Below are 22,536 nucleotides of genomic sequence, written 5' to 3'. Positions count from 1 at the left end.
GGTCACTCCGGAAATTTCGAAACGATGATGAACATCACCGTGCCGGCAAGCAGCGTTACGAGCGAGTAGGTGTAGAGCACCAGCGCAAACGGCTGGAACAGCATCAGAAAGCCGGTGGCGATCAGCACGGTCGCGATGTTTTCCATTGGGCCGCGCCGGAAGAAGAACGGCCGCTTTGGAGAGGTCTTGGTAGGTGTCCGGGTCAGATCTGTCATTTGCGCACCGCTCCAAAGGTGATGCCGCGCAGCAATTGCTTGCGTAGGAGAATTGTGAAAACCAGGATCGGGACCAGGAAGATCGTCGTGCCGGCCGCAACGGCCGGCCAGTCCTGGCCGCCTTCGCCGATGATCGTCGGGATGAACGGCGGCGCGGTCTGTGCCTGGCCCGAGGTCAGGAGTGCCGCGAAGGCATATTCGTTCCAGGCGAAGATCAGGCAGAAGATGGCGGTTGCCGCGATGCCGGTGGTTGCCTGCGGCAACACCACCTTTCGAAACGCCTGCAGCCGGGTATAGCCGTCGATCATCGCTGCTTCCTCGTATTCCCGCGGGATTTCGTCGATGAAGCCCTTGAGCAGCCAGACGGCGAGCGAGACGTTGACGGCGGTGTAGAGCAGGATCATGCCGAGCGCTGTATCGGAGAGCCCGAGCTCGCGGTACATAAGGTAGATCGGGATCGCGACGGCGATCGGCGGCATCATGCGCGTCGACAGGATGAAGAACAGCAGGTCGTCGGCAAGCGGCACCTTGAAGCGCGAGAAGCCGTAGGCCGCCAGCGTTCCGAGGAAGACGGCAAGGAAGGTCGAGCCGAACGCGATCACCAGCGAATTGACGAAGCGTGGCAGGAAGTTCGACGGACCGGCGATCACCATGTTGCGCTTGCGCGTGACCTCGTCGCAGGTGCTTGTCGGCTCCGGCAGGGAGGCGATGTAATCAGGGGTCTGCCGCGTCCTCGTCGTGAACAGGTTGCAATAGCCTTCGAGCGTTGGCGTGAAGACGATCTTGGGCGGATAGCTGATCGAATCCGGCGGCGACTTGATGCTGGTCAGGAAGATCCAGACGAGCGGAATCAGCGTGATCAGGGCGTAGACGATGACGATCGTGCCGGCCACGCGTTTGCTGGTGTCGCTCGGCGCGACGACCGAATGGGCGGTGTTGGCGGAGCTCATCGTTGTTTCACCTTGTTGAGGGCTTTGACGTAGATGTTGGCAAGGCCGAACACCGCAACGAAAAGAATGATCGCGAAGGCGGACGCCCGGCCGGTTGCCCAGCTTTCGAACGCCGCACGCTTGAGTGTGATCGAAGCGACTTCGGTGACGGACCCTGGGCCGCCGCCGGTCAGCAGCGTTACCATGTCGAACATCTTGAAATTCTCGATGCCGCGGAAAAGAACGGCGAGCATGATGAAGGGAAGGGCCATCGGCACGGTGATCGACCAGAACTGCCGCCAGCTGGAGGCGCGGTCGACTTCGGCAGCCTCGTAGATGTAGTCCGGGATCGAGCGCAGCCCGGCGAGGCAGATCAGCATCACATAAGGGGTCCACATCCAGGTATCGACGATGATGATCGCCCAGGGCGCCAGCGAGACGTCGCCGAGCATCCGGATCTCGGAGGTCGGAATGCCGGTGACCATCGAGGCGGCATAGGCGAACAGGCCGATCTGCGGCTCATAGAGGAAGCGCCAGAAATTGCCGACCACGGCCGGCGAAAGCATCATCGGGATCAGGATGATCGTGGTCCAGAAGGCGTGGCCGCGAAACTTGCGGTCGATGAGATAGGCGAGCGCAAAGCCGATGACGGTCTGCAGCACGATCGTCCAGAAGACGAAATGGGCCGTCGTCTGCATCGCCTGCCAGATATCGGGGTCGGTCAGAACGCGTTCGTAGTTCCTGAGGCCGACGCCTTCGACGACTGCGTTCGGGCGATTGGCCCGATAGTTGGTGAAGGACAGATAGATTGCCCAGAGCAGCGGGAAAATATTGATCGCCAGCAGCAGGGTGATCGCAGGGGCGATGAAAGCCCAGGCGATCGCCCTGTCGGAGAGGCCGCGTACCCGCCGGGCAATGGGCGCCGTCGTTGCCATCGCGGCCGTCTCGGCGATGGAGGAATGGGAAAGGGTCAAGGTATCACCTGGTCTTTTGGGTCGGGATTTCGAGGCGGCCCGCAGCGATTGCCGATGGGGCCGCCCTTAGCGGCACGAGATCTCCGGATTTCGAGCCCGGACTAGATCTTGCCGTCTTCCTCGAACACCTCTGTCCAATCCTTCACCAGGCCGTCGAGCGCTTCCTTGGCGGTGCCGTTGCCGGCGACCACGTAGTTGTGCACGCGTTTCTGCATGTCCTGGAGCAGGGAGGCATAGCTCGGCTCGGCCCAGAAATCCTTGACGATCGCCATGGAGTCGAGGAACGCCTGGGCATAGGGCTGGCTGGAGGCAAAGCCCGGTGCGTTGACGACAGCCTTCAGGCAGGAGTAGCCGCCGAGTTCCCACCACTTGGCCTGCACGTCAGGCTGGGCGAACCACTTGATGTATTGCAGCGCTGCATCGCGCTTTTCAGAGTAGGACACGACCGATATGCCCTGTCCGCCGAGTTGGGCGAAATGTGCTTTTTCGGCCGGATTGGGGAAGAAGCCGATGCGATCGCCACCGACCTTCTCGTCCTTGTAGAGACCGGGCCAGGTGAAGGCGAAATTCATCTGCATTGCCACCTGCCCCGATTTGAAGGCATCGGCGGATTCGACCATGTAGACGTTGGAGCTGCCGGGCGGTGTGCAGCAATCGTAAAGCGCCTTGTAGAATTCGAGGCCCTTCACCGCGTCGGGAGAATTGACGAAGCCTTCCATCTCGTAGGGCTTCTTCGGGTTCTCATACTGGAAACCCCAGTCGTAAAGCACGTTGGTGACACCCATGGTGATGCCTTCCGAGCCGCGCTCGGTATAGATCGAGGCACCATAGACGGTCTTGCCGTCGACTTCGCGCTTCTGGAAGAACTCGGCGATCTGCTTCAGCTGATCGTAGGTTTTCGGCGGGCCGAGATCCCAACCGTATTTCTCCTTGAATTCCTTCTGCAGTTCCGGCTTTTCGAACCAGTCCTTGCGGTAGGTCCAGCCGACGACATCGCCCATTGCCGGTAGCGCCCAGTAATTCGGCGTGTTCTTCGGCCATTCGGAATAGCCGACGACGGTCGCCGGCACGAAGTCATCCATCTTGATGCCTTCCTTGTCGAAGAACTCGTTGAGCTTGACGTAGTGGCCGTTCTCAGCCGCGCCGCCGATCCACTGGCTGTCGCCGATGATCAGGTCGCAGAGTTTGCCTTGGGAGTTGAGTTCGTTGAGAAAGCGGTCGGCATAGCTGGTCCACGGCACGAATTCGAACTTCATGTCGATGTTGGTCTTGGCGGTGAAATCCTTGGACAGCTCGACCAGAGCATTTGCCGGGTCCCAAGCGGCCCAGCACAGTGTCAGTTGTTCGGCCTTGGCCGCATTCGGCAACGCTGACGATAGGGCAAGCGCCGATGCGAGCCCGAGAAGGGCTTTCAATTTCATCTGCATGAGTTCCTCCCAGAACTGAAAAAGCCGGCTCCCCGCCAGCGTCGAAACGGTATCGACTTCAATGAATGCTCACATGAACTCCTCACGTGTCATGTTTAGCAATATGTTTAGTGAACAGCATTTTTATAAACAAAGCAAGCGCCAATCGTTGCTGCGTTGCACACAGGGCGTGGGGTGGGCGCTACGCGAAAGGCTGGGCCCGAAAGCGGCAAGGCCCGGTCACCTCACGGCGGCCGGGCCTCGTCTTCAGGTTAGCGGGCTATCGCAGAGGGATAGCTGCTGGAGATCGACCGTCTATGGTCTCAGGAGAACGTCAAGGCGCGGTCGCCGTCCGCATCCTTGATGCGGGTGGGAAGTCCGATCCGGTTGAGGATGTCGAGGAACGGGCGCGGCGGCAGTTCCTCGACGTTGACCATCTGCTTCACGTCCCATTCGCCCGATGCAATCAGCATGGCGGCAGCGACCGGCGGTACGCCGGCGGTGTAGGAGATGCCCTGCGATCCGACTTCTTCGAAGGCTTCCTTATGATCGGCCACGTTGTAGATGAAGACTTCGCGTTCCTCGCCGTCCTTCAATCCCTTCACGAAATCGCCGATGCAGGTCTTGCCCTGGTAGTTCGGTGCCAGCGACGACGGATCCGGCAGCACGGCCTTGACCACCTTGAGCGGCACGACCTCGAGGCCTTCGGCAGTTTTCACCGGCTGCTCGGACAGGAGGCCGAGGTTTTTCAGGACGGTGAAGACGTTGATGTAGTGATCGCCAAAACCCATCCAAAAGCGGACGTCGGCGCCGTCCATGTGCTTTGCCAGCGAATGAACCTCGTCGTGGCCGGTCATGTAGGCCTTGCACTTGCCGACCACCGGCAGGTCATATTCCTTGCCGACCTCGAACATCGAATTGGTCTGCCACTGGCCGTTCTGCCAGGAGTAGACGACGCCGGTGAATTCGCGGAAGTTGATCTCGGGGTCGAAGTTGGTGGCGAAGTACTTGCCGTGGCTGCCGGCATTGATATCGACGATATCGACGGCGATGACCTTGTCGAAATACTCATCCTTGGCGAGGCGTGCATAGGCGTTGACCACGCCCGGGTCGAATCCGACGCCGAGGATGGCCGTGACGCCCTTTTCCTTGCACTCCTTCGCCCGCTTCCATTCGTAGTTTCCGTACCACGGTGGCGTTTCGCAGATCTTCTTCGGGTCTTCGTGGATCGCGGTGTCCATATAGGCAGCACCGGTATCCATGCAGGCGCGCAGCACCGACATGTTGACGAAGGCGGAGCCGACATTGATGACGATGCCGGCCCTGGTCTTTTCGATCAGCGCCTTCGTTGCCTCGACATCCATGGCATCAAGCGCATGGGCTTCGAGTGTCACGTCGGTCTTCAGGCTCTTCTTTTCGCGGACCGAGGCGACGATCGCGCGGCACTTTTCGACCGTTCTGGATGCGATATGGATGTCTCCCAGTACATCGCAGTTCTGCGCGCACTTATGCGCCACGACCTGAGCCACGCCACCGGCGCCGATGATGAGAACGTTCTTCTTCATTTCGGGTGATTTTTCCTTCTTTTGTGGGGGTATGCGAGCCTTAGGAGAGGCTCTGTTCGTAGTCGGCGAATGAAAATTCGCGGACGAGCCTGACGCTGCCGTCAAGCTCTCTGACGGCGATCGACGGCATGCCGACGCCGTTGAACCAGTTCTTCTTGACCATGGTGTAGCCGGCCGCATCCTGGAACGAGACGCGGTCGCCGACTTTCAGGGGCTCCGGAAAGCGGAACTCGCCGAAGATATCGCCGGCAAGGCACGATTTGCCGCAGACCATGATGCTGTGCGGGCCTTCGTTCGGCTCGACCTTGGCGTTTTCGCGGTAGATCAAGAGGTCGAGCATGTGCGCCTCGATCGAGCTGTCGACGATGGCGAGGTCCTTGCCGTTGTTGAGCGTGTCGAGGACGGTGGTCTCAAGCGTCGTGCTGCGGGTGATCGCGGCTTCGCCGGGCTCCAGATAGACCTGGACGCCGTGACGGCCGGAAAAGGCCTTCAAGCGCTCGCAGAAGGCGTCGACCGGATAGTCGTCGCCGGTAAAATGAATGCCGCCGCCGAGACTGACCCAGTCGGTGCGGGAAAGCAGTCCGCCGAACCTTTCCTCGATCTCGCCCAGCATCCGGTCGAACAGGCCGAAATCCCTGTTCTCGCAGTTGTTGTGGATCATGAAGCCGTTGATGCGGTTCATCGCAGTCTCGATCCGGGCCGCATCCCATTCGCCGAGCCGGCTGAAGGGGCGGGCGGGATCGGCAAGGTCGAAACTGGACGAGCTCATTCCCGGATTGAGGCGCAGGCCGCGGGCGATGCCGGATGCCTTGTCGGCGAAGCGATCGAGCTGGCCGATCGAGTTGAAGATGATCTTGTCGGCGTGGCCGATCACCTGGTCGATTTCGTTGTCGCCATAGGCGACGCTGTAGGCATGGGTTTCGCCGCCGAATTTCTCGCGCCCCAGCCGCACCTCGTAGAGGGACGAAGAGGTCGTGCCATCCATGTATTCACGCATCAGATCGAAGACCGACCAGGTGGCGAAGCATTTGAGCGCAAGCAGCGCCTTGGCGCCGGATTTTTCGCGCACATAGGCGATCTTCTCCATGTTGCGAAGGAGCTTCGCCTTGTCGATCAGATAGTAGGGGGTCTGGATCATGATGTGCCTTGTGTCTTCAAGATGTCTTCGGATGCTTGGGCTGTCGGTGGGCAGACCAGGGTTATCTGACGGTTAGCCCCAGCGCCCGCCGCTTCATGGCGCGGGCGGCAAGCGAGATATTGACCGAGCTTTTGGAGCGATAGTTCATGGCCAACGTGCCGACGTTACCCGCCTCGCCGATCATCGGTGCGGTGGGCAGTTGTTCGGGCAGCGAAGATTGGTTGGCAGCCGGTGTCGGGCAGAATACTTCGTCTCTGATCGAGCCTAGCCAGATTAGATCGTGTTCGCATGTTTGTCTCAGGACGGCCGCAGCCTCAAGAAAATCCGCTTGCGCAGCCGCATCCTGCGGGTCGAGGCGAAGGCGCTCCTGGCTGGCATGAATTGCCGCCGCAATGCCATGTGGATCGCACTTCGGCTTGCGCCACAACAGATATCGCCCGTCGATCAGGTCGATATAGTCGTCAAGCATGGCGACAGGCAGCTGTTCTGAGGCAAATGGCCCGAAGAACTGGAAAGGGTCGACGACGGATGCGGGCTCAAGACATGTGCCGGTGTCGTGCGATGTATCAGGCTCGAAGTCGACAATGCGGGCGACCGTCACGGCGATCTGCGGCCAGTTAGACAACGCCTGCTCGGCAACGTGGCATTTCAGGTCGGCGTCGCAGCGAAGCGAATGGATGATGGCGAGGCTGGTGCGTGCCGCCGCGTCGAGCTCGAATTGCTCTGGGCCGTCTGCGCAAGCAGACCGTCGTGTGCTTTTCAGCGTGTTGCAATCGAACAGCTCGGCGAGCGCCGCCCGGCTTTCGCCGAGCGCGGTTGCGATGTCGAACGCGGTAAGCAGGCCGGAGCGCCAGCCGGCGGTTTGGGGAAGATTTTTCATTACATGCTGTCGAGAGCTAAGGCCTGCTCGCTATCAGGAAATCCGCTTGTGGCGGTGCGAGGCGGCGACCGATTTCATCGTCTCAGCTAACAGGGAGATAGCTGGGATGGCGTGACATGCCCCGGTCGCGCACGGTAAAAGCCGCGGCCGGGTTACGATCCCGCTTTGAGGCGCACGGGTTCTCGAAGGGCATATGAAGTCACGATCAGCATGCAACTATCGTAAATGCGACGGCGCATATGTCAAGGCAATCGGCCGGATGCGCGCAAGCGCCGCACTCTCCGGCGTGGCTTTCGGTCATCGATGCGGCTTCCCGAACGGGGCATGCGCGGCGCCAGAACGTACCAGAAAATGAGGAGTAGCAAAAAATCGCGGCGGTCATGCGAATCTTGGAAGAGCGATCCCTCTCGGGCTTCAGTTCTGGTTTTGCATTGATTGATAACCGGGCGCCGTGCTGTCACATTATGACGGTCGCTTGATGTGCAGCCATCCTCCCGGCTGCCAAGCGATGTTCCCTCTGGAGGTTACACCTCTCGCGTCGCGTGGAGGTCATATCTCTCAATTTGAGGCCGCCGTTTCACGGTGGCCTTTTTCTTTTCTACCCTGCGGCACAGCTGGCAAAACCACGTCCGAAATCGGGTGGACTTGCGGACTCGAAATCTCCGTGGTAACGTTCCCACGAATTCATGCCATGGGAGGGCGTGTGGAATGCAGCGGAGGCGGCCGACGATCATTGACGTCGCGCGAAAGGCGGGGGTGTCGAAGAGCACCGCCGGCCGGGCACTCTCCGGCGCGTCCAATGTTACGGACGAGGCGCGCGAGCGTGTGCTCGAGGCCGCCCGTGCCGTCGGCTATGAGCGCAACGATCTGGCCGTCGGCATGCGCTCCGGCCGCACAGGTCTGCTCGGCCTCGTCATTCCTGACATCACCAATCCGTTCTGGGCCGAGGTGGCGCGCGGTGCGCAGGACCGCGCGGCCGAAAACGACACTTCGCTCCTGGTGTTTTCTTCCGATTGGGATCATGGCCGCGAGGCGAGCCATCTGCGTGCCCTGCGGCAGGCGCGGGTCGATGGCGCCATCATCAATCCGGTTGCCGACAGCTTCGACGATCTCGACAGGTTCGGGCTGCCCTTCGTGCTGATCGGTTCGAGTGCTGAACGTTTTCCGGCCAATTCTTCCGTCGGTTCCGATATTGCCCAGGCGGTCAGGCTCGGCATGGACCATCTGGTGTCCAAGGGGCATCACGCGCCGGCGCTGATCCTCGGGCCGAAATCGCGTATCGCGCGGGCCCGGTTTCTGCGCACTTTTCATGAACATTGCGTCGAGCGCGACATCGACCCGGCGGCGCTGCCGATGGAAGATGGCGAATATACCGTCGAAGGCGGGCGCACCGCGATGATGCGGCTGCTTGCACGCGACCGGGTCGGCCATCTCGCGGTTTTCGCCGCCAACGATCTGATGGCGCTCGGCGCCATGGTCGCCGTGCGCGAAGCCGGTCTGCGTTGCCCGGAAGACGTCTCCATCCTCGGCTTCGACGGCATTCCCGCAGGCGCATTTTCCTGGCCGGGACTGACGACGGTCGCCAAGCCTGGGCGCGAGATCGGCGTGCGCGCCGTCGATTGCCTGTTTGATGAAATCGCCGGCCGCCCGGAGCATGGGCGGGTGTTCATGCCATGCCGGCTGATCGAGCGCGGCTCATTGGCCGATCTGTCGCTCAACCAGCCCAGACGCGCAGCAAGCTCCGGGAGGGGGTAAGCAATGACCAATCGTGACGAGGCGGTGATGTCGCCTAAATTTGGGAACGTTCCCAAATCGAGCGCGCGCCGCGGGCAGGGCCGCGTGGCGGTCGCCGCCGATGGCTGGCGCCGGTGGTGGCCCTATTACGTCATGATGGCGCCGGGCATCCTGTTCTTCCTCATCTTCCATTACCTGCCGATCTGGGAGGCGCGCATCGCCTTCGAACAGGTCCGCATCGTGCCACCCAACATCTGGGTCGGCATCAAGCATTTCCAGGTGCTGTTCTCCTCGCCGGTGTTCTGGCAGGTGCTGGCCAACACCCTGATCATCTCGGCCATGAAGATGGTGTTCTTCCTACCGGTGCCGATCATCGTCGCGCTGCTTTTGAACGAGGTTCGCGGCGGTTCGCTGCGCAAGTTCATCCAGTCGGCGATCTATCTGCCTCACTTCCTGTCCTGGGTGGTGATCGCCGGCATCTTCATCGCAGCGCTGTCGCCGACCGATGGCGCCGTCAACAATATCATGGGCATGGCCGGCATCGCGCCGCGGTCGTTCATGACCGATACGGGCGCGATCCGCTGGGTGCTGGTCTTCACCGAGATCTGGCGTTCGGCCGGTTGGGACAGCCTGCTTTATCTCGCCGCCATCATCGCCATCGACCAGCAGCTTTATGATGCCGCCGAGATCGACGGCGCCAACCGCTGGCAGAAGATCCGCCACGTCACGCTGCCCGGCATCGTACCGACGATCGCGACGCTGTTCATCCTCAATGCCGGCATGTTCCTCAACGCCGACCTCAACCAGGTGATCAACCTCTCCAACGATGTAGTGCGCAGCAAGATCGATATCGTCGACACCTATGTCTACCGCATCGGGCTGCAGACCGGCGAATACTCGCTGGCAACGGCCGCAGGCCTCTTCAAGGCCGTGCTCGGCACGATGATGATCGTGATCGCCCATTTCGTTTCCAAGCGTCTGACCGGAAAGGGAGTCTGGTAATGGCCCTGTCGCGCAAGACCCCGATCGAACGCATCGAATATGCGATCATCGTCTCGACGCTGCTGCTGCTCGTCGTCGTCACCGTCCAGCCGATCCTCAACCTGCTCGCCGTCTCGCTGTCGAACCCGGCAAAGGTGCCGGGCATGAGCGGGCTGACCATCATCCCTCGAGGGTTCTCCTTCGAGGTCTGGAGTGTTCTGCTGCAGCACCCCAATGTGCAGCGCGGCATCTTCAACTCGATCTTCATCACCGCTGTCAGCACCGTGATCGGCGTGGTCGGTACCGCGCTGATGGCCTGGGGGCTTTCAAGGCCCGGCCTGCCGGGTCGCAAGGCGCTGTTTATTCTCGTGCTCGTCACCATCGTGTTCGAGCCGGGCATCATTCCCGACTATTTCGTCAACAAGCGCCTGGGCCTCCTCGACAGCTACTGGTCGGTGATCCTCTTCAAGGCGGTCAATGCCTGGTATCTGATCATCCTCATCCGTTTCTTCGAGGAGATTCCGCAGGAACTGCTGGAGGCTGCCGAACTGGATGGCGCCAACCCGTTCCAGGTGTTCTGGCATCTGGTCCTGCCGCTCGCAAAGCCGGCGCTCGCCACCATCTCGCTGTTCTATCTCGTCTTTCACTGGAACGAGTTCTTCCGCGCGATGATCTACCTCAACGATCAGGGCAAATGGCCGTTGCAGGTGGTGCTGCGCCAGTTCGTCATCGATGGCGACAAGGTCGCGATCGTCGGCGCCAACAATGCCAGCAACAACACCGGCGCCAGCCAGATCGACCTGAGATCGCTGAAAGCCGGCATGATCCTGCTCACCATCGTGCCGATCCTGGCGATCTACCCGCTGATCCTGAAATTCTTCACCAAGGGAACCATGAGCGGCGCGCTCAAGGGGTGACGAAGACACCAGTTCCAACAAAGAAGCCTATCTAAACGGAGGAGACGAAATGCTTAGAAAAATGGTCCTGCTGGCATCGACTGCGCTAGCACTCAGCCTCGGTGCTGCCGCCCCGACATTGGCCGAGCCGGTCAAGATCCGGGTGGTGTCCAAGGACTTCACCCCGTCCAACCCCGACGACGTCAAGCACCTGCAGCGCATTGAGGACGCACTTCGGGTGCAGGGCACCGATCTGGACATCGAACTCGTCGACCTGCCATCTTCCGGCTATGCCGACAAGCTGTCTGTCATGCTGCTCTCGGGAGACATCCCGGACCTGATCTATTTCCAGGGCGGCGACGCCAAGATGGTCGAGCAGGGGGTGCTCGAGGATCTCGGCCCGATGCTGGCCGACACCAAGTACCTGAAGGACGCGCTGTGGCCGCACAATGTTGAGCGCCTGAAGAACTACCCCTACCTGCTCTACGTCTATCCGGTGCGCGGCCCCCAGCCGGTGATCCGCAAGGACTGGCTGGAAAAGACCGGCCTCAAGGCGCCTGAAACCGTCGAAGACTATGTCACCCTGTTCAAGGCGATCAAGGACGGCGATCTCGACGGCAACGGTGTCGCCGACAGCTATGGCGTGACCACGGCCGACAACACCAACGAGCTCGATTCGATCTTCAACCAGGCCTTCGGCATCACCGGCACCTGGATGAAGAACGCAGGCGGCGAGTGGGTGCATGCGCGCACCACCACGCAGGAGAAGGACAAGATCGCCTTCTACGCCTCGCTGCGCGAGCAGGGCCTCTACGATCCCGAATACATCACCACCAAGTTCGACGTGAAGGAAGACAAGTTCTACACCGGCCGCGCCGGCGTGATCTTCGGCTCCTCCGGCGAGGTTATCGACATCTATGGCGGCAAGATGCGCCAGGTTCATCCGGGCACCGAGCTCGTGCTGCTGTCGCCGCCGAAGGGACCGGGCGGCCAGGGTCTCGCCGCCGTCGACGTCTCCAAGGAATCGCGCGGCTTTGCGATCTCGTCGGTGTCGGAACACAAGGCCGAAGTGATGAAGCTCTTGGACTTCATGGCAAGCCCGGAAGGCCAGATGTTCGACCGCCTCGGCTTCGAAGGCCAGGAATACACCAAGGACGGTGACGCCTATAAGGTCACCGACAAGATCGCCACCTGGTATGCCCGCTTCATGGTGGCGGCCAACTGGACCCCGCCTGTTGTCTGGCAGTCGGAAGCGGCCCAGCAATCGCTGGCGACGATCCAGAAGGACTTCAAGCCGGACAACACCTTCGTCTGGCCGGCCGACTATGCCGCCGATCTCGATGCCACCGAAAACGTCTACCGCTCCTGGGTCTACAAGTTCATCTCCGGCGCCGCCAAGATGGATCAGTGGGATCAGTACGTCGCGGAGTGGGAAGCGGCCGGTGGCAAACGTCTCAACGAGTATGCAAGGACTGTTCTCGATGCACAAAAGTAGCGTTCAAGGGCTCTCTCTCAAGGGGAGAGTCCGCGCGCTCATCCATGGCGTCGCGCTTGGCGACGCCATGGGGGCGCCGGTCGAAAAACTGCCGGCCGCCGAAATCGCTAAGCGATATGGCCGGGTCAGCTCGCTGGACACCGAGTGGCACAAGATGTCGCTTGACGCTACGGCCCGCAACGGCCGGGTGCGCGGCAACGGCATCGTCACCGACGACACGCTGATGACGCTCTGCCTCATGGATATCTATGGTGACGTCGGCCGGCATCTCGATGCCTGGGACATGGCCGACGGTATGGTCAGGCAGATCGCCTGGGTGCCGCGCTACGTGCCGGAACTGCAGCGCGAAGCGATGCTGATCGAGCGCCTTTTCTATCCGGAGAAATGGATCTTCCAGCGCCACCAGCTGACATCGTGCGATCCGCGCCAGGGCGGCATCGGCAACATGGTCAATTGTGGTGCCGCGATGTATGTCGCGCCAATCGGCGTCGTCAACGCCTGCGATCCGAGGGCCGCCTATGACGAGGCGATCGCGTTTGCCTCCGGCCACCAGGAAAGCTTCGGCCTCGAGGCCGCCGGCGCGTTTGCCGCCGCGGTTGCCGCTGCGTTCGTTCCGGGAACGGATATCGAAGGCGTGATCGAAGCCGTTCTGGCATTGGCCAAGGACGGGACGCGCAACGCCATTGCCGACATCGCAGACGTTGCCCGCAAGCTCAAGGTGCAAGGTGCTGATCATCAGACGGTCGTTGCCGCCTTCCATGCGGCGATCGCGCCCTATTCTCCCATGGGCGACGACGTCAACCACACACCCGCCAAGGCAGGTCGTCTGACGGCTGCCTATCAGCCGAGCCGCCTCGGCTCGATCGAAGAGCTGCCGCTGGCGCTCGGGTTCTGCCTGCTCAACGACGGAGATTTCCGCCGCTCGATCGAGGACGGCATCAATTCCGGTCGCGATACTGACTCCATCGGCGTCATGGCTGGTGCGATCCTCGGCGCGATGCACGGCGAAGGTGTCATCGACGACGCCGACCATGCCCTCCTCGACCGGGCGAACCGGCTCGACCTCACCGCTTCGGCCGATCGCTTCACCGAAGTGGCAACGACCATGCTTGCCGCCGACCAGGCGGCCGCCGACCGGCGGGCCAGCTTCCGCGCCGCCCTCACATTCTGATCGATAACGAAAGACGCATGATGCCCAAGCTCAGCAAAGAGACGATTTACGAGAAGATCTATGCCGGTTTTATCGGCAAGGCCATTGGCGTTCGCCTGGGCGCACCGGTCGAACCGACGATCTGGAGCTATGAGCGCGTCCAGAAGACCTATGGCGAAGTCACCCAGTATCTGCGGGACTTCAAGAATTTCGCCGCCGACGACGACACCAACGGCCCGGTCTACTTCATTCGCGCTCTGCGCGACTACGGTCTGAAGGCGAGTGCTGCCGATGTCGGCAAGACCTGGGTGAACTATGCTGCCGAAGAGCACGGCATGTACTGGTGGGGCGGCTTTGGGGTTTCGACCGAGCACACCGCCTACCGCAACCTGCGTGCCGGCATTCCTGCGCCGCAATCCGGATCGATCGCCCAGAACGGCGCGACCGTTGCCGAGCAGATCGGCGGGCAGATCTTCATCGACAGCTGGGGCTGGGTGCATCCGGGCGAGCCGCAGAAGGCAGCCGACGCTTCGGCTCGCGCTGCGAGCGTTGCCCATGACGGCGACGGCCTGAACGGCGCGCGCTTCTGCGCCGCCGCCATCGCTGGGGCTTTCGAGGCGACCTCGATCGCCGAGGTGATCGCCGCCGCCATGGCGACCATCGACGCGAAATCCACCTATGCCCGCGTGGCGCAGGCGGTGATCGACTTCCACAAGGCCAATCCCGGCAACTGGCGCGCCTGCCGCGACATGCTGACTGCCGATTGGGGCTATGACCGTTATCCCGGAGTCTGCCACATCATCCCCAATGCCGGCGTGACCGTCATGGCGATCCTCTATGGCGAAGGCGACCTGCCGCGCACTGCCGAGATCGCCACCATGGCCGGCTGGGACACCGACTGCAACGCCGGCAATGCCGGAGCGATCGTCGGCACGTTCCAAGGGCTTCAGCCGGGTTGGGACAAGTACAGAAAGCCGATCAACGACTTCATCGTTGCCTCCGGCGTGGTCGGCTCGATCAATATCGTCGACATCCCGTCCTTCGCCCGGGAACTGACGGTGCTGGCGCTGCAACTGCGCGGTGATGACGTGCCGGCTCTCTGGCTCGAAGACTTCACCCGTCGCGGAGTGCGCTTCGATTTCGACCTGCCCGGTTCGACCCACGGTTTCCGCACCGAGGGCTTCAACCAGATCAGCCTCAAGGGCTCGACCGAGAAACAGGCCGAAGGTTCGCGCGGTTCGCTCGAAATCCAGCTCGACCGCCTCGAGCGCGGCCAGGGCGGACGCATCTTCTGGAAGCCGTTCTATCGCCGTTCCGATTTCGACGATGAGCGCTACCGCCCGATGTTCTCGCCGCTCGTCGATGCCGGCCAGACGGTGTCGTTCAAGCTGTGGCTCGACCCCTGGAATGGCGACGGCAACCTGCGCGTCGCCCCCTATATCCGCCGGGCCATATCCGGCGCGATCGAGGAGACCGGCGCGTGGCACGTGCCCAACCACGAGGGTTGGCAGGACTATGCGTTCACCGTGCCTGAAGGTGCCGAAGCGATCGACGAGATCGGCATCCAGGTCGAGTATTTCGGTCGGTTGAAATTCCTCGGCCGCCTGTTCCTCGCCGATTTCAAGGTCGAGGGCGCTGGCCACACCGTCATCGATCCCAGGGGCGAAGTGCAGGAATGGGGTTCGATTTCGCGCTTCACCTGGAACCGTGGTCACTGGACCCTGCAGGATGGTCGCATCCATGCGCATACGGCCAATGATGCCGATCTGTGGACGGGCCATTACTACGCCCGCGACGTCGAGGTGCTGGCGGATGTCAAGCCGCTCGCCGGGCCGTCGCAGCTGGTGACGGCGCGTGTTCAGGGCACGAGCCGGTTCTATGCCGCAGGCTTCGACGGCGACGAGGTGGTCATCCTCAAGGAGGATTTCGGCACCACCGTTCTCGCGCGCGCACCGTTCAAGCGCGAACTTGGCAAGAGCTACGGCTTCGCGTTCACCGTCAAGGGTGGGGCGTTGTCCTTCGCTATCGACGGCAAGCCGCTGATCGAGGCGAGCGATGACCAGTTCGTCTATGGCATGGCCGGTCTTCGCCTGGGTGCGCTCGGTCGCATGAGCGTCGGAACCATCGAGATCGTCGAGACTGCCTGAGCGGTCTAGTTCCCGCCCGCCGGCCTGTGAAACGGGCCGGCGGGCGGCGCCAAGAGCCGCACCGGCGCATCAAATGGGAGGAGAGACCATGTCCGAGATCGAACTCAGGAATGTGGGAAAGAGCTACGGCAGTATGTCGGTGCTCGATGATATTTCGCTCGACATGGGCAGCGGCGAATTCGTCGTCCTGGTCGGCCCGTCCGGCTGCGGGAAGTCGACGCTCTTGCGCATGATCGCAGGGCTAGAGGACATCAGCGCCGGAGAGATCACCATCGGCGGCCGCATTGTCAACGACATGCCGGCCAAGGAACGCGACCTTGCCATGGTGTTCCAGAGCTACGCGCTCTATCCGCACATGAAGGTCGCCGACAATATGAGCTTTGCGCTGAAGCTCGCCGGCGTGTCGAAGAGCGAGATCAAGCGTCGCGTCGATGAAGCAGCCGACATCCTCGGGCTCGGGCATCTGCTCGAGCGGCTCCCGCGCGAACTGTCGGGCGGCCAGCGGCAGCGTGTGGCGATGGGGCGCGCCATCGTGCGTGACCCGCGCGCCTTCCTCTTCGACGAGCCGCTCTCCAACCTCGACGCAAAGCTTCGGGTGAAGATGCGCGGCGAGATCAAGAAGCTGCATCAGCGCCTGGGCAAGACAACGATCTACGTCACCCACGACCAGACGGAAGCCATGACCATGGCCGACAAGATCGTGGTGCTGAACGGCGGCAAGATCGAGCAGATGGGGCCGCCGCTGGAGCTCTACAAGAACCCGCAGAACCTGTTCGTCGCCAGCTTCATCGGCTCGCCTGAGATCAACCTCTTGCGCGGCGAGGTCGATGGCCAGATGCTGCGGCTTGCCGATGGCGCCCGGCTGCCGCTGCCTGAAGGTCACGGGCTCGCTTCGGGGCGCAAGATCGTTTACGGCATCCGCCCGCAGCACATCCACCTTGCCGACAGTGGCATCGCCGCCGAGGTCGTGCTGGTCGAACCGACCGGGGACGCGCAGGAGGTGATGCTTCGGGTCGAGACCACCGACATCACCATGGTTCTTGGCGAAAGCGCCCTTCTGCAGTCGGGCGCAAAGGTGACAATCGGCTTTGACACGGCCAATGTGCTTTTGTTCGACGACAAGACGGGCGGGCGCCTCCAATGAACGATTTCGTCAGAAAGCACTGGGATCCTGATGCCGAAGGGCCGCTTCAGGGGATCAAGGTGCTCGACCTTTCGCGTCTGGTCGCCGGCAACATGCTGTCGCTGCAGCTTGCCGATTTCGGCGCCGACGTGATCAAGATCGAGCCGCCGGCGGGCGACCCGCTGCGCGAGTGGAAGGACGAAGGCCTGTCGTTGTTCTGGAAGACCTATGGGCGCAACAAGCGCTCGGTGGTCCTCAACCTCAGGGAAACGGCCGATCGCGAGGCACTCTGGGCACTGGTCGCGAGCGCCGACGTTTTCATCGAAAATTTCCGCCCGGGAACACTGGAACAGATGGGCTTCGGCCCGGACAAGCTTCTGGTGCGCAATCCCGATCTCGTCGTCGTGCGTGTGTCCGGCTTCGGCCAGACCGGTCCCTATGCGGCATTTCCCGGCTTCGGCACTATCGTCGAAGGCATGAGCGGCTATGCCTACCGCACCGGCTTTCCCGACCGGGAGCCGGTGCTGCCGCCCTTGGCGCTCGCCGACATGATCGCCGGCGTATACGGCATGTCGGCGACGATGACGGCGCTGTTTGCCCGCGAAAAGGGCAGGGCGCGCGGACAGGTCATCGACCTGTCGCTGCTGGAGCCGATCTTCTCGGTTCTCGGCCCAGAGGCCGCAATCTATGCGCTCAACGGCACGGTCAAGGAGCGCATCGGCAGCGCCTCGAACACCGCCTGCCCGCGCAACGTCTATCAATGCGCCGACGGCAAGTACGTCGCGCTCTCGGGCTCGACGCCCGCCGTTGCCCGGCGGATCTTCGAGATCATCGGCCGCCCCGACATGAACGACGACCCGCGCTTCCGCTCCAACAGCGAGCGCCTCAAGCACCGCGATCTGGTCGATGAGGCGATCGGCGCCTGGTTTGCGGTTCGTTCCCACGACGAGGCGCTCGCCATCATGCGCGACAGTGGGGCAACGGTCGGGCCGATCTACAACATTGCCGACGCGACCGAGGACGCGCATTTTTCCGAGCGCGAGGTGATCGTCTCGCTCGACGATGCCGAGCACGGGCCGCTGCCCATGCACAACATCGTGCCGCGCCTGTCCGAAACGCCGGGCCGCTTCCGGCGGCCGGCGCCGGGTCTCGGGGAGCACACGGCCGAGGTGCTGGCGGAGGTCGGGCTCTCCGCTGCGACGGTCGCTGCCATCACGGATGCCGGCCGTTAAGCCTCGCGACACCGAAACCGCGTGACGAAGACGTGAAGGAAGCCGGGTGGCAAGGCCGCACTTTACGCCCGGCGGCCTCGCCGGCCCCGGCAGGCTGCCACCAGCCCATGTCGACATGCACAGCGTCACGCATTCCGGCCAGTGTCAGCCGAAGAACAAGGCGCGCATGCGGGCCAGCAGGCCGCTGCGTTCGCCGTTCAGAATCGACCGTACGAGCCCGGCTGCCGTCGCGGCATGCACCGTTGCACCGAAGTGGCAGTAGCAGATCACGCCGTGAAGCTGCCAGTCGCGTAGCCCGAAGAACCGGAGCGCCTCGCCGTAGGTATCGTCTTCCAGGCCGGCGGCTCGCAGCATCGGGTCGTTGAACGCCACGGAAATTGGCGAACCGTCGCTGCGCAAGGTATCGCGCACGGCGGCCGACTGGTGCTCGGTTTCATAGAGCGTCGCCAGATGGCGGGTCGGGCTCTGCTCGAGAAGCTCCGCCCAGCGTTCCAGGCGCTCGCTGTGGGACATGTTCAGCGGACGGACGTCCGGTTCGATCTGCGCGAAGACCTGCAATTGCTCGCGTGTATGGTGCTTCATTGTCGCCTCCATTTGGACGATAGATGCGCTGCGCCAACCCTTTTCCCTAGAGTGAGCGTGACTCTTGTCGGGCCTGAAGTCCAATCACGATGACGCCCCCCTGATCCGCCTTCGAGATGATGCGGCGACGTTGCGTCCACAGGCAACATGCCTGACCTTTGGGGAGGACCCAGATTTCGCCATCTTGTGGGATCACGCCGACTGCCTGTTGCAAGGGAGGCATCCATGAAGACGAAGGCGCGCGACCGCGAACTCATCAACGCGATGAGACGATATTTCGTGGCAAAGGCCGAGCTGTCCGCGCTGCGGGCGGCACTCGAACAGGCCAGGAGTGCCACAGGTGAAGACATCGGCGGTTTCTACGATCCGCGGACCAATGTCGCCCACGCCGATCAGATCCGGCGATCGCATGCCCTCAACGCCGAGATGCGTTTGCTGATGGATCGGGCCGCAGCCTGGGGTCGCCTGGAGGTTGTCGAGCTGGAGAAAGGTCATGCGTCAGAAGAGCCGGAAACTGCGTTGCCGCCAGCCGGCAATCCGGCCGGGTCCTCCACCGCATAACTGCGGCGATCCGGGCAGCCGATCCGGCTCACACGACCGTCACTGTCCCAACGAAGCGCACCCCGGCCGCATGGACGATATGCAGGTGCAGATCAACGCCAACCGCACTCCGGGGATCAGTGCTGGCTTGGTGTTTCCTCGCAGTGATCGCGGCGCTTTTGGTCGCGGTCGAAAGAAGGGCGAGACGATTGGCGGCTGCCCGCGACCCGCGAAAACAAAGGCGAAGTATAGGGGCGCTGCGGTCATTCGGCCCGCGGCAGAAGGTCGTTTTCGGTCATCGCGCTGCAAGTTTGGTCAGAACCTGAAATGAAGCATAGAATAGCTGTCGTCAGACGATCGAGCGGTGTGGGGCGCTATGACAACCTCTGCTTTGCCTCGCGTGAGTTCCCAGTTGAATTCTGCGCGCTATTACGACAAACTCCGTCTCGCAATCGTTTGTCCACACGCTCCCTAGATTACAGGCCGAGAGGCTTACACACTGCCGTTGGGTCTTCTTTTGGCGCAGGGGTGCTGATCAATATTGGCGGAACGGCCCTAAGGTACAAATGACCTTCTTTCTGCAAACCTTTGGTGGCTTGAAGCTCGTCGACTCAGAGGGGCGGCAAGTTGCCTACCCCGAAAAAGGTTTGTTGCTTCTGGCCTATCTGCTGACGATTAGGGAAGGGGCCGAGCATCGCGCCGCCATGGCCGCATTCCTGTGGGGAGACGAGGACAACGCCGTGTCCCTCGTCAACATGCGCAAGATGATATCCAGGATAAAGCTCCGCCAAGACGAACTCGGTGCACAGCTCCTCTCTTTTTCCAGCAATATGATCCACGTCGAACGGCTGGCGGTGTCGTCGGACATGGTCTGGGTTGCCGATGAGGATGAGGCGGACCCCTTGCGTCAGTTGCGCAATCTCGCGACGCTGATGCATCGCTCGTTCCTGGGGCCTGTCGGCTGCCAGAGCCGTGACTTCTACGGATGGTTTGCCGAGCAGAAAGACCGTCAGAATACCCTTCTCAAAGCGCTGCTGAAGAGGGTGTCGCGTGTGGCGCGCTCGGACGAAGACGCAGAAATTCTCAAGGATGCCGGGATACTGCTCATCGGAGCGGAGCGCGCCGATCCGGACACTCTGCAGCTGCTTGTCGAAGTCTTCAACGCCGAAGAAGAGGTCGACCAGCTCCGCAAAATTCTCGAGAAGCGGAGCAACGCGCTGGCGCGCGGTGCTGATCTGGTCAACGCCACGGCGAACCGGGATGCCAGGCAAACAGCTGCGAGCGCACAGGCCCATCCCTCGCTCGTCAGCATATCAGAGCAACGCCCTCATGTTGAACCTGACGACATGCGCCGGCACGCGGTACCTCGTTTGGTGCTGTTGCCTCCAAGCGATCATATCGGGCGCCCGGACAGCCGCTTCATCGCGAACGCCTTGATCGAGGACATCACGATCGGGTTTTGCGCGTTCAACAGTCTTCAGGTCATCGCCCACCATTCCGCCGTCCAGATCGGACATCAGCTCGAAGACCAGGCAGATTTCTTTCAACGCCATGCTCTCAATTACATCCTCGACAGCCGGATCAGTAATCAGACAAGCGAAGGAACGTTGTTCGTTCAGCTTGTCTTTTTCCCCGACAACGAGGTCGTGTGGGCGGAACGGTTCAGCCTGAGCCAACCTGACCTCGTCGCTGCCCGCCGCGTGATCGCACGAAACATCGCGCTTTCGGTTTCAAGCGAGATCGAACGGCACGAGGCGACACGGCTTTACAGGGAACTGAACCCGGCGGCGTACCACAGTTATCTCGTGGGAAGACGGCATTTGAACCGGCTCACGCTGCCCGACCTTCGGCGTGCGCGCAAGGAAATGAAGACGGCGCTGCACGCGAGCACCGATTTTGCTCCGGCGCTGAGTTCGATCGCCAGAACCTATTCCAAGGAATGGCTGCTGACCGCACGGGGCGATATCGAGCTGCTGAAATCCGCCGAGGGGTTTGCGGTGCGCGCAATCGATGCGCGCCGGAACATGGCCGATGGCTACCGAGAGCTTGGCGTTGCCAAGCTTTTGCAGGGCGCATTCGATGAAAGCGCCGAGGCGATGGAACTGGCCGAGACGCTGGGGCCGCACTACGCCGATATCATTGCCGATCATGCGGATACGCTGGTCCATTGTTCTCTTCCCGGCAAGGCGTTGCAGAAGATCGAACGGGCGATCGAGCTCAATCCCTTGAGCCCGGACTCCTATCTCTGGACCGCCGCGGGCGCAAACTACGCGCTGAGCCAATTCGAGACCTCGCTGGACTATATCGGCCGTATGGCCGATCCGAGCCTGGCCGACAGGCTCTCGGCTGCGAACTGGGCGATGTTGGACCAGAAGGACAAGGCGCGTGTCTTTGTTCGCCGCGTGCGCGAAGCCAACCCCAACTTCGATCTGGAAACGTGGCTCGCGGCTGTTCCGAGCAAGGAACAATGGCACAGGGACCTCTATCGAGACGGCTTGAAGAGGGCGGGATTTTAACCGGAGCAATCCATCGTGAGAGGGGAAGTGAATGACTAAAGTTGTTGTGATCGGTATCGAGGGTGAAAAGGGGCTTTGGGTGGTCGATCTGGACGCTCGCAGTGTCGAGCCTCTCGAAACGCCGAAGTCAGGCGGACTGAAGACCGTCGCAGATCTGCGTGCAACGGGGGTGAGCGTGATCAAGGGTGCGGATGTGGCGCTGGTGGTCAAATCGGCTGCCGCGGCGTCGTCGGGCCACTACGAGGGGTAAGCGCTGGCGTGTGGAAGCAGGGCTCGCTCGCTGCCGACGCAATGCGAACGGTGGCGACGGCTTCCTCGGTTTTGTGGCGTCGTCGCCTCTCAGGGGCTGTTGCCTGATCCTCGAATGGGATCGGGGTGGCGGGGAACCTTTCGACCGGGTTTGAGGTGTTCCTGCGCTGCGCGTAACGCATGGCGCAGGACCATTGTTGCGCGACCCGTCGTTGTCAGGCGGCCATCGGTGCTGGCGCGGCCCGCGCAAGCCTTTCGCGCTATCCAAAGGACTTCGAGTAGACCCTCAGCTTCGCAACCTGTTTGTAGTCGCTGGCCTTGTAGTATTCCGCAGCGGCTCCCTGGCTTTGCGACAGGAGCCAAGCACTTGAAAAACCGGCGTTGTGAGCTTCTGCTTCAAGCAGTTTAAGCAGCCGTTTTCCAATGCCCCTGCCTTGATGAGATGGAAGGACGGCGATCTCGGGTATGTATAGGCCCCTGCCGGAAGCGGATGTGTGCGGGAGGCCGATGGCAAACCCGAGCAATTGTCCGGCCTCAAGGGCGCCGACCCCTATCCAGCCCGGTGTGGTCGACAATTCGCCCATGCGTGCCGTCGCCCCCTCCAGCGACCACTCTTCATTCCAAGGCGGCTCCACATAAGCCTGCACGATAATCGTCGCTGCCTGTGACGCCTGGCCCTCATTAATGCGCTGAAAGATGACCGGCATCCAAGCTCCGCTTTGCCTGTATTTCCTCAAATCGGCATTGATCCGAGGAGAAGATTGTAATGCGCTGCTGCCACAGA

General features: G+C 61.8%; 20 protein-coding genes. 11 read left to right on the top strand and 9 right to left on the bottom strand.

The features are described from left to right. Positions 1-2: 2 nt before the first annotated feature. From AC07UR_RS17895 to AC07UR_RS17865, 7 genes are all read right to left on the bottom strand, one after another. A complete protein-coding gene (locus tag AC07UR_RS17895; protein ID WP_173421193.1) occupies positions 3-215 on the bottom strand; it encodes a hypothetical protein in 213 nt (70 codons plus the stop codon). After that, the gene (locus tag AC07UR_RS17890) at positions 212-1,165 is read right to left on the bottom strand and encodes a carbohydrate ABC transporter permease (protein WP_209788670.1); all 954 of its coding nucleotides are present in this window, start codon (positions 1,163-1,165) and stop codon (positions 212-214) included. Before AC07UR_RS17890 ends, AC07UR_RS17895 begins: the two co-directional genes overlap by 4 nt. Beyond that, on the bottom strand, positions 1,162-2,118 hold the full coding sequence (locus AC07UR_RS17885) for a carbohydrate ABC transporter permease (protein WP_209788667.1): 957 nt from the start codon (positions 2,116-2,118) through the stop codon (positions 1,162-1,164). The genes AC07UR_RS17890 and AC07UR_RS17885 overlap by 4 nt, the downstream gene beginning before the upstream one ends. Before the next feature lie 101 nt (positions 2,119-2,219). Beyond that, the gene (locus AC07UR_RS17880) at positions 2,220-3,545 is read right to left on the bottom strand and encodes an ABC transporter substrate-binding protein (RefSeq protein WP_209788664.1); all 1,326 of its coding nucleotides are present in this window, start codon (positions 3,543-3,545) and stop codon (positions 2,220-2,222) included. A gap of 302 nt (positions 3,546-3,847) precedes the next feature. Then, positions 3,848-5,089: a saccharopine dehydrogenase family protein gene (locus AC07UR_RS17875; protein ID WP_209788661.1), complete on the bottom strand. Its 1,242-nt coding sequence runs from the start codon at positions 5,087-5,089 to the stop codon at positions 3,848-3,850. A gap of 40 nt (positions 5,090-5,129) precedes the next feature. Further along, positions 5,130-6,227, bottom strand: a complete 1,098-nt coding sequence (nspC, locus tag AC07UR_RS17870) for a carboxynorspermidine decarboxylase (protein WP_209788659.1) — start codon at positions 6,225-6,227, stop codon at positions 5,130-5,132. Positions 6,228-6,288: 61 nt separating this feature from the next. Beyond that, entirely contained in the window at positions 6,289-7,107 is an 819-nt protein-coding gene (locus AC07UR_RS17865) for a hypothetical protein (protein WP_209788657.1), read from the bottom strand. A gap of 708 nt (positions 7,108-7,815) precedes the next feature. Here AC07UR_RS17865 and AC07UR_RS17860 point away from each other — a divergent pair. From AC07UR_RS17860 to AC07UR_RS17825, 8 genes are all read left to right on the top strand, one after another. Then, positions 7,816-8,862 (top strand): LacI family DNA-binding transcriptional regulator, encoded by a 1,047-nt coding sequence (locus AC07UR_RS17860; RefSeq protein ID WP_209788655.1) that lies wholly within the window; start codon positions 7,816-7,818, stop codon positions 8,860-8,862. 3 nt (positions 8,863-8,865) lie between these two features. Next, positions 8,866-9,843, top strand: coding sequence for an ABC transporter permease (locus tag AC07UR_RS17855; RefSeq protein ID WP_209788654.1), 978 nt, complete (start codon positions 8,866-8,868; stop codon positions 9,841-9,843). Further along, positions 9,843-10,739: a carbohydrate ABC transporter permease gene (locus AC07UR_RS17850; protein ID WP_173421185.1), complete on the top strand. Its 897-nt coding sequence runs from the start codon at positions 9,843-9,845 to the stop codon at positions 10,737-10,739. Before AC07UR_RS17855 ends, AC07UR_RS17850 begins: the two co-directional genes overlap by 1 nt. Positions 10,740-10,788: 49 nt before the next feature. Further along, entirely contained in the window at positions 10,789-12,213 is a 1,425-nt protein-coding gene (locus AC07UR_RS17845; protein WP_234941655.1) for an extracellular solute-binding protein, read from the top strand. After that, positions 12,200-13,384, top strand: coding sequence for an ADP-ribosylglycohydrolase family protein (locus tag AC07UR_RS17840; RefSeq protein WP_209788651.1), 1,185 nt, complete (start codon positions 12,200-12,202; stop codon positions 13,382-13,384). The genes AC07UR_RS17845 and AC07UR_RS17840 overlap by 14 nt, the downstream gene beginning before the upstream one ends. 17 nt (positions 13,385-13,401) lie before the next feature. After that, positions 13,402-15,510 (top strand): ADP-ribosylglycohydrolase family protein, encoded by a 2,109-nt coding sequence (locus AC07UR_RS17835; protein WP_234941654.1) that lies wholly within the window; start codon positions 13,402-13,404, stop codon positions 15,508-15,510. A gap of 88 nt (positions 15,511-15,598) precedes the next feature. Continuing rightward, positions 15,599-16,654, top strand: coding sequence for an ABC transporter ATP-binding protein (locus tag AC07UR_RS17830; RefSeq protein ID WP_209788648.1), 1,056 nt, complete (start codon positions 15,599-15,601; stop codon positions 16,652-16,654). Continuing rightward, entirely contained in the window at positions 16,651-17,865 is a 1,215-nt protein-coding gene (locus AC07UR_RS17825) for a CaiB/BaiF CoA transferase family protein (protein ID WP_209788644.1), read from the top strand. Before AC07UR_RS17830 ends, AC07UR_RS17825 begins: the two co-directional genes overlap by 4 nt. Positions 17,866-18,009: 144 nt before the next feature. On the opposite strand, the gene AC07UR_RS17820 is transcribed toward AC07UR_RS17825, so the two are convergent. After that, on the bottom strand, positions 18,010-18,447 hold the full coding sequence (locus AC07UR_RS17820; protein WP_173421181.1) for a hypothetical protein: 438 nt from the start codon (positions 18,445-18,447) through the stop codon (positions 18,010-18,012). A 225-nt stretch (positions 18,448-18,672) separates the two neighbouring features. On the opposite strand from AC07UR_RS17820, the gene AC07UR_RS17815 reads away from it, so the two are divergent. The 3 genes from AC07UR_RS17815 (at position 18,673) to AC07UR_RS17805 (ending at position 21,753) form a co-directional block, all read left to right on the top strand. Then, positions 18,673-19,008, top strand: a complete 336-nt coding sequence (locus tag AC07UR_RS17815; protein WP_234941653.1) for a hypothetical protein — start codon at positions 18,673-18,675, stop codon at positions 19,006-19,008. Between the two features lie 545 nt (positions 19,009-19,553). Next, the gene (locus AC07UR_RS17810) at positions 19,554-21,503 is read left to right on the top strand and encodes a hypothetical protein (RefSeq protein ID WP_173421180.1); all 1,950 of its coding nucleotides are present in this window, start codon (positions 19,554-19,556) and stop codon (positions 21,501-21,503) included. A gap of 31 nt (positions 21,504-21,534) precedes the next feature. Further along, positions 21,535-21,753, top strand: a complete 219-nt coding sequence (locus AC07UR_RS17805) for a hypothetical protein (RefSeq protein ID WP_173421179.1) — start codon at positions 21,535-21,537, stop codon at positions 21,751-21,753. Positions 21,754-22,012: 259 nt separating this feature from the next. Here AC07UR_RS17805 and AC07UR_RS17800 read toward each other — a convergent pair whose 3' ends face one another. Beyond that, a complete protein-coding gene (locus AC07UR_RS17800; RefSeq protein ID WP_209788638.1) occupies positions 22,013-22,459 on the bottom strand; it encodes a GNAT family N-acetyltransferase in 447 nt (148 codons plus the stop codon). Positions 22,460-22,536 lie beyond the last annotated feature (77 nt).

The organism is Ensifer sp. GW821-FHT05G01 (genome assembly GCF_059419585.1).
This window is presented reverse-complemented; position numbering and strand designations above follow the sequence as displayed.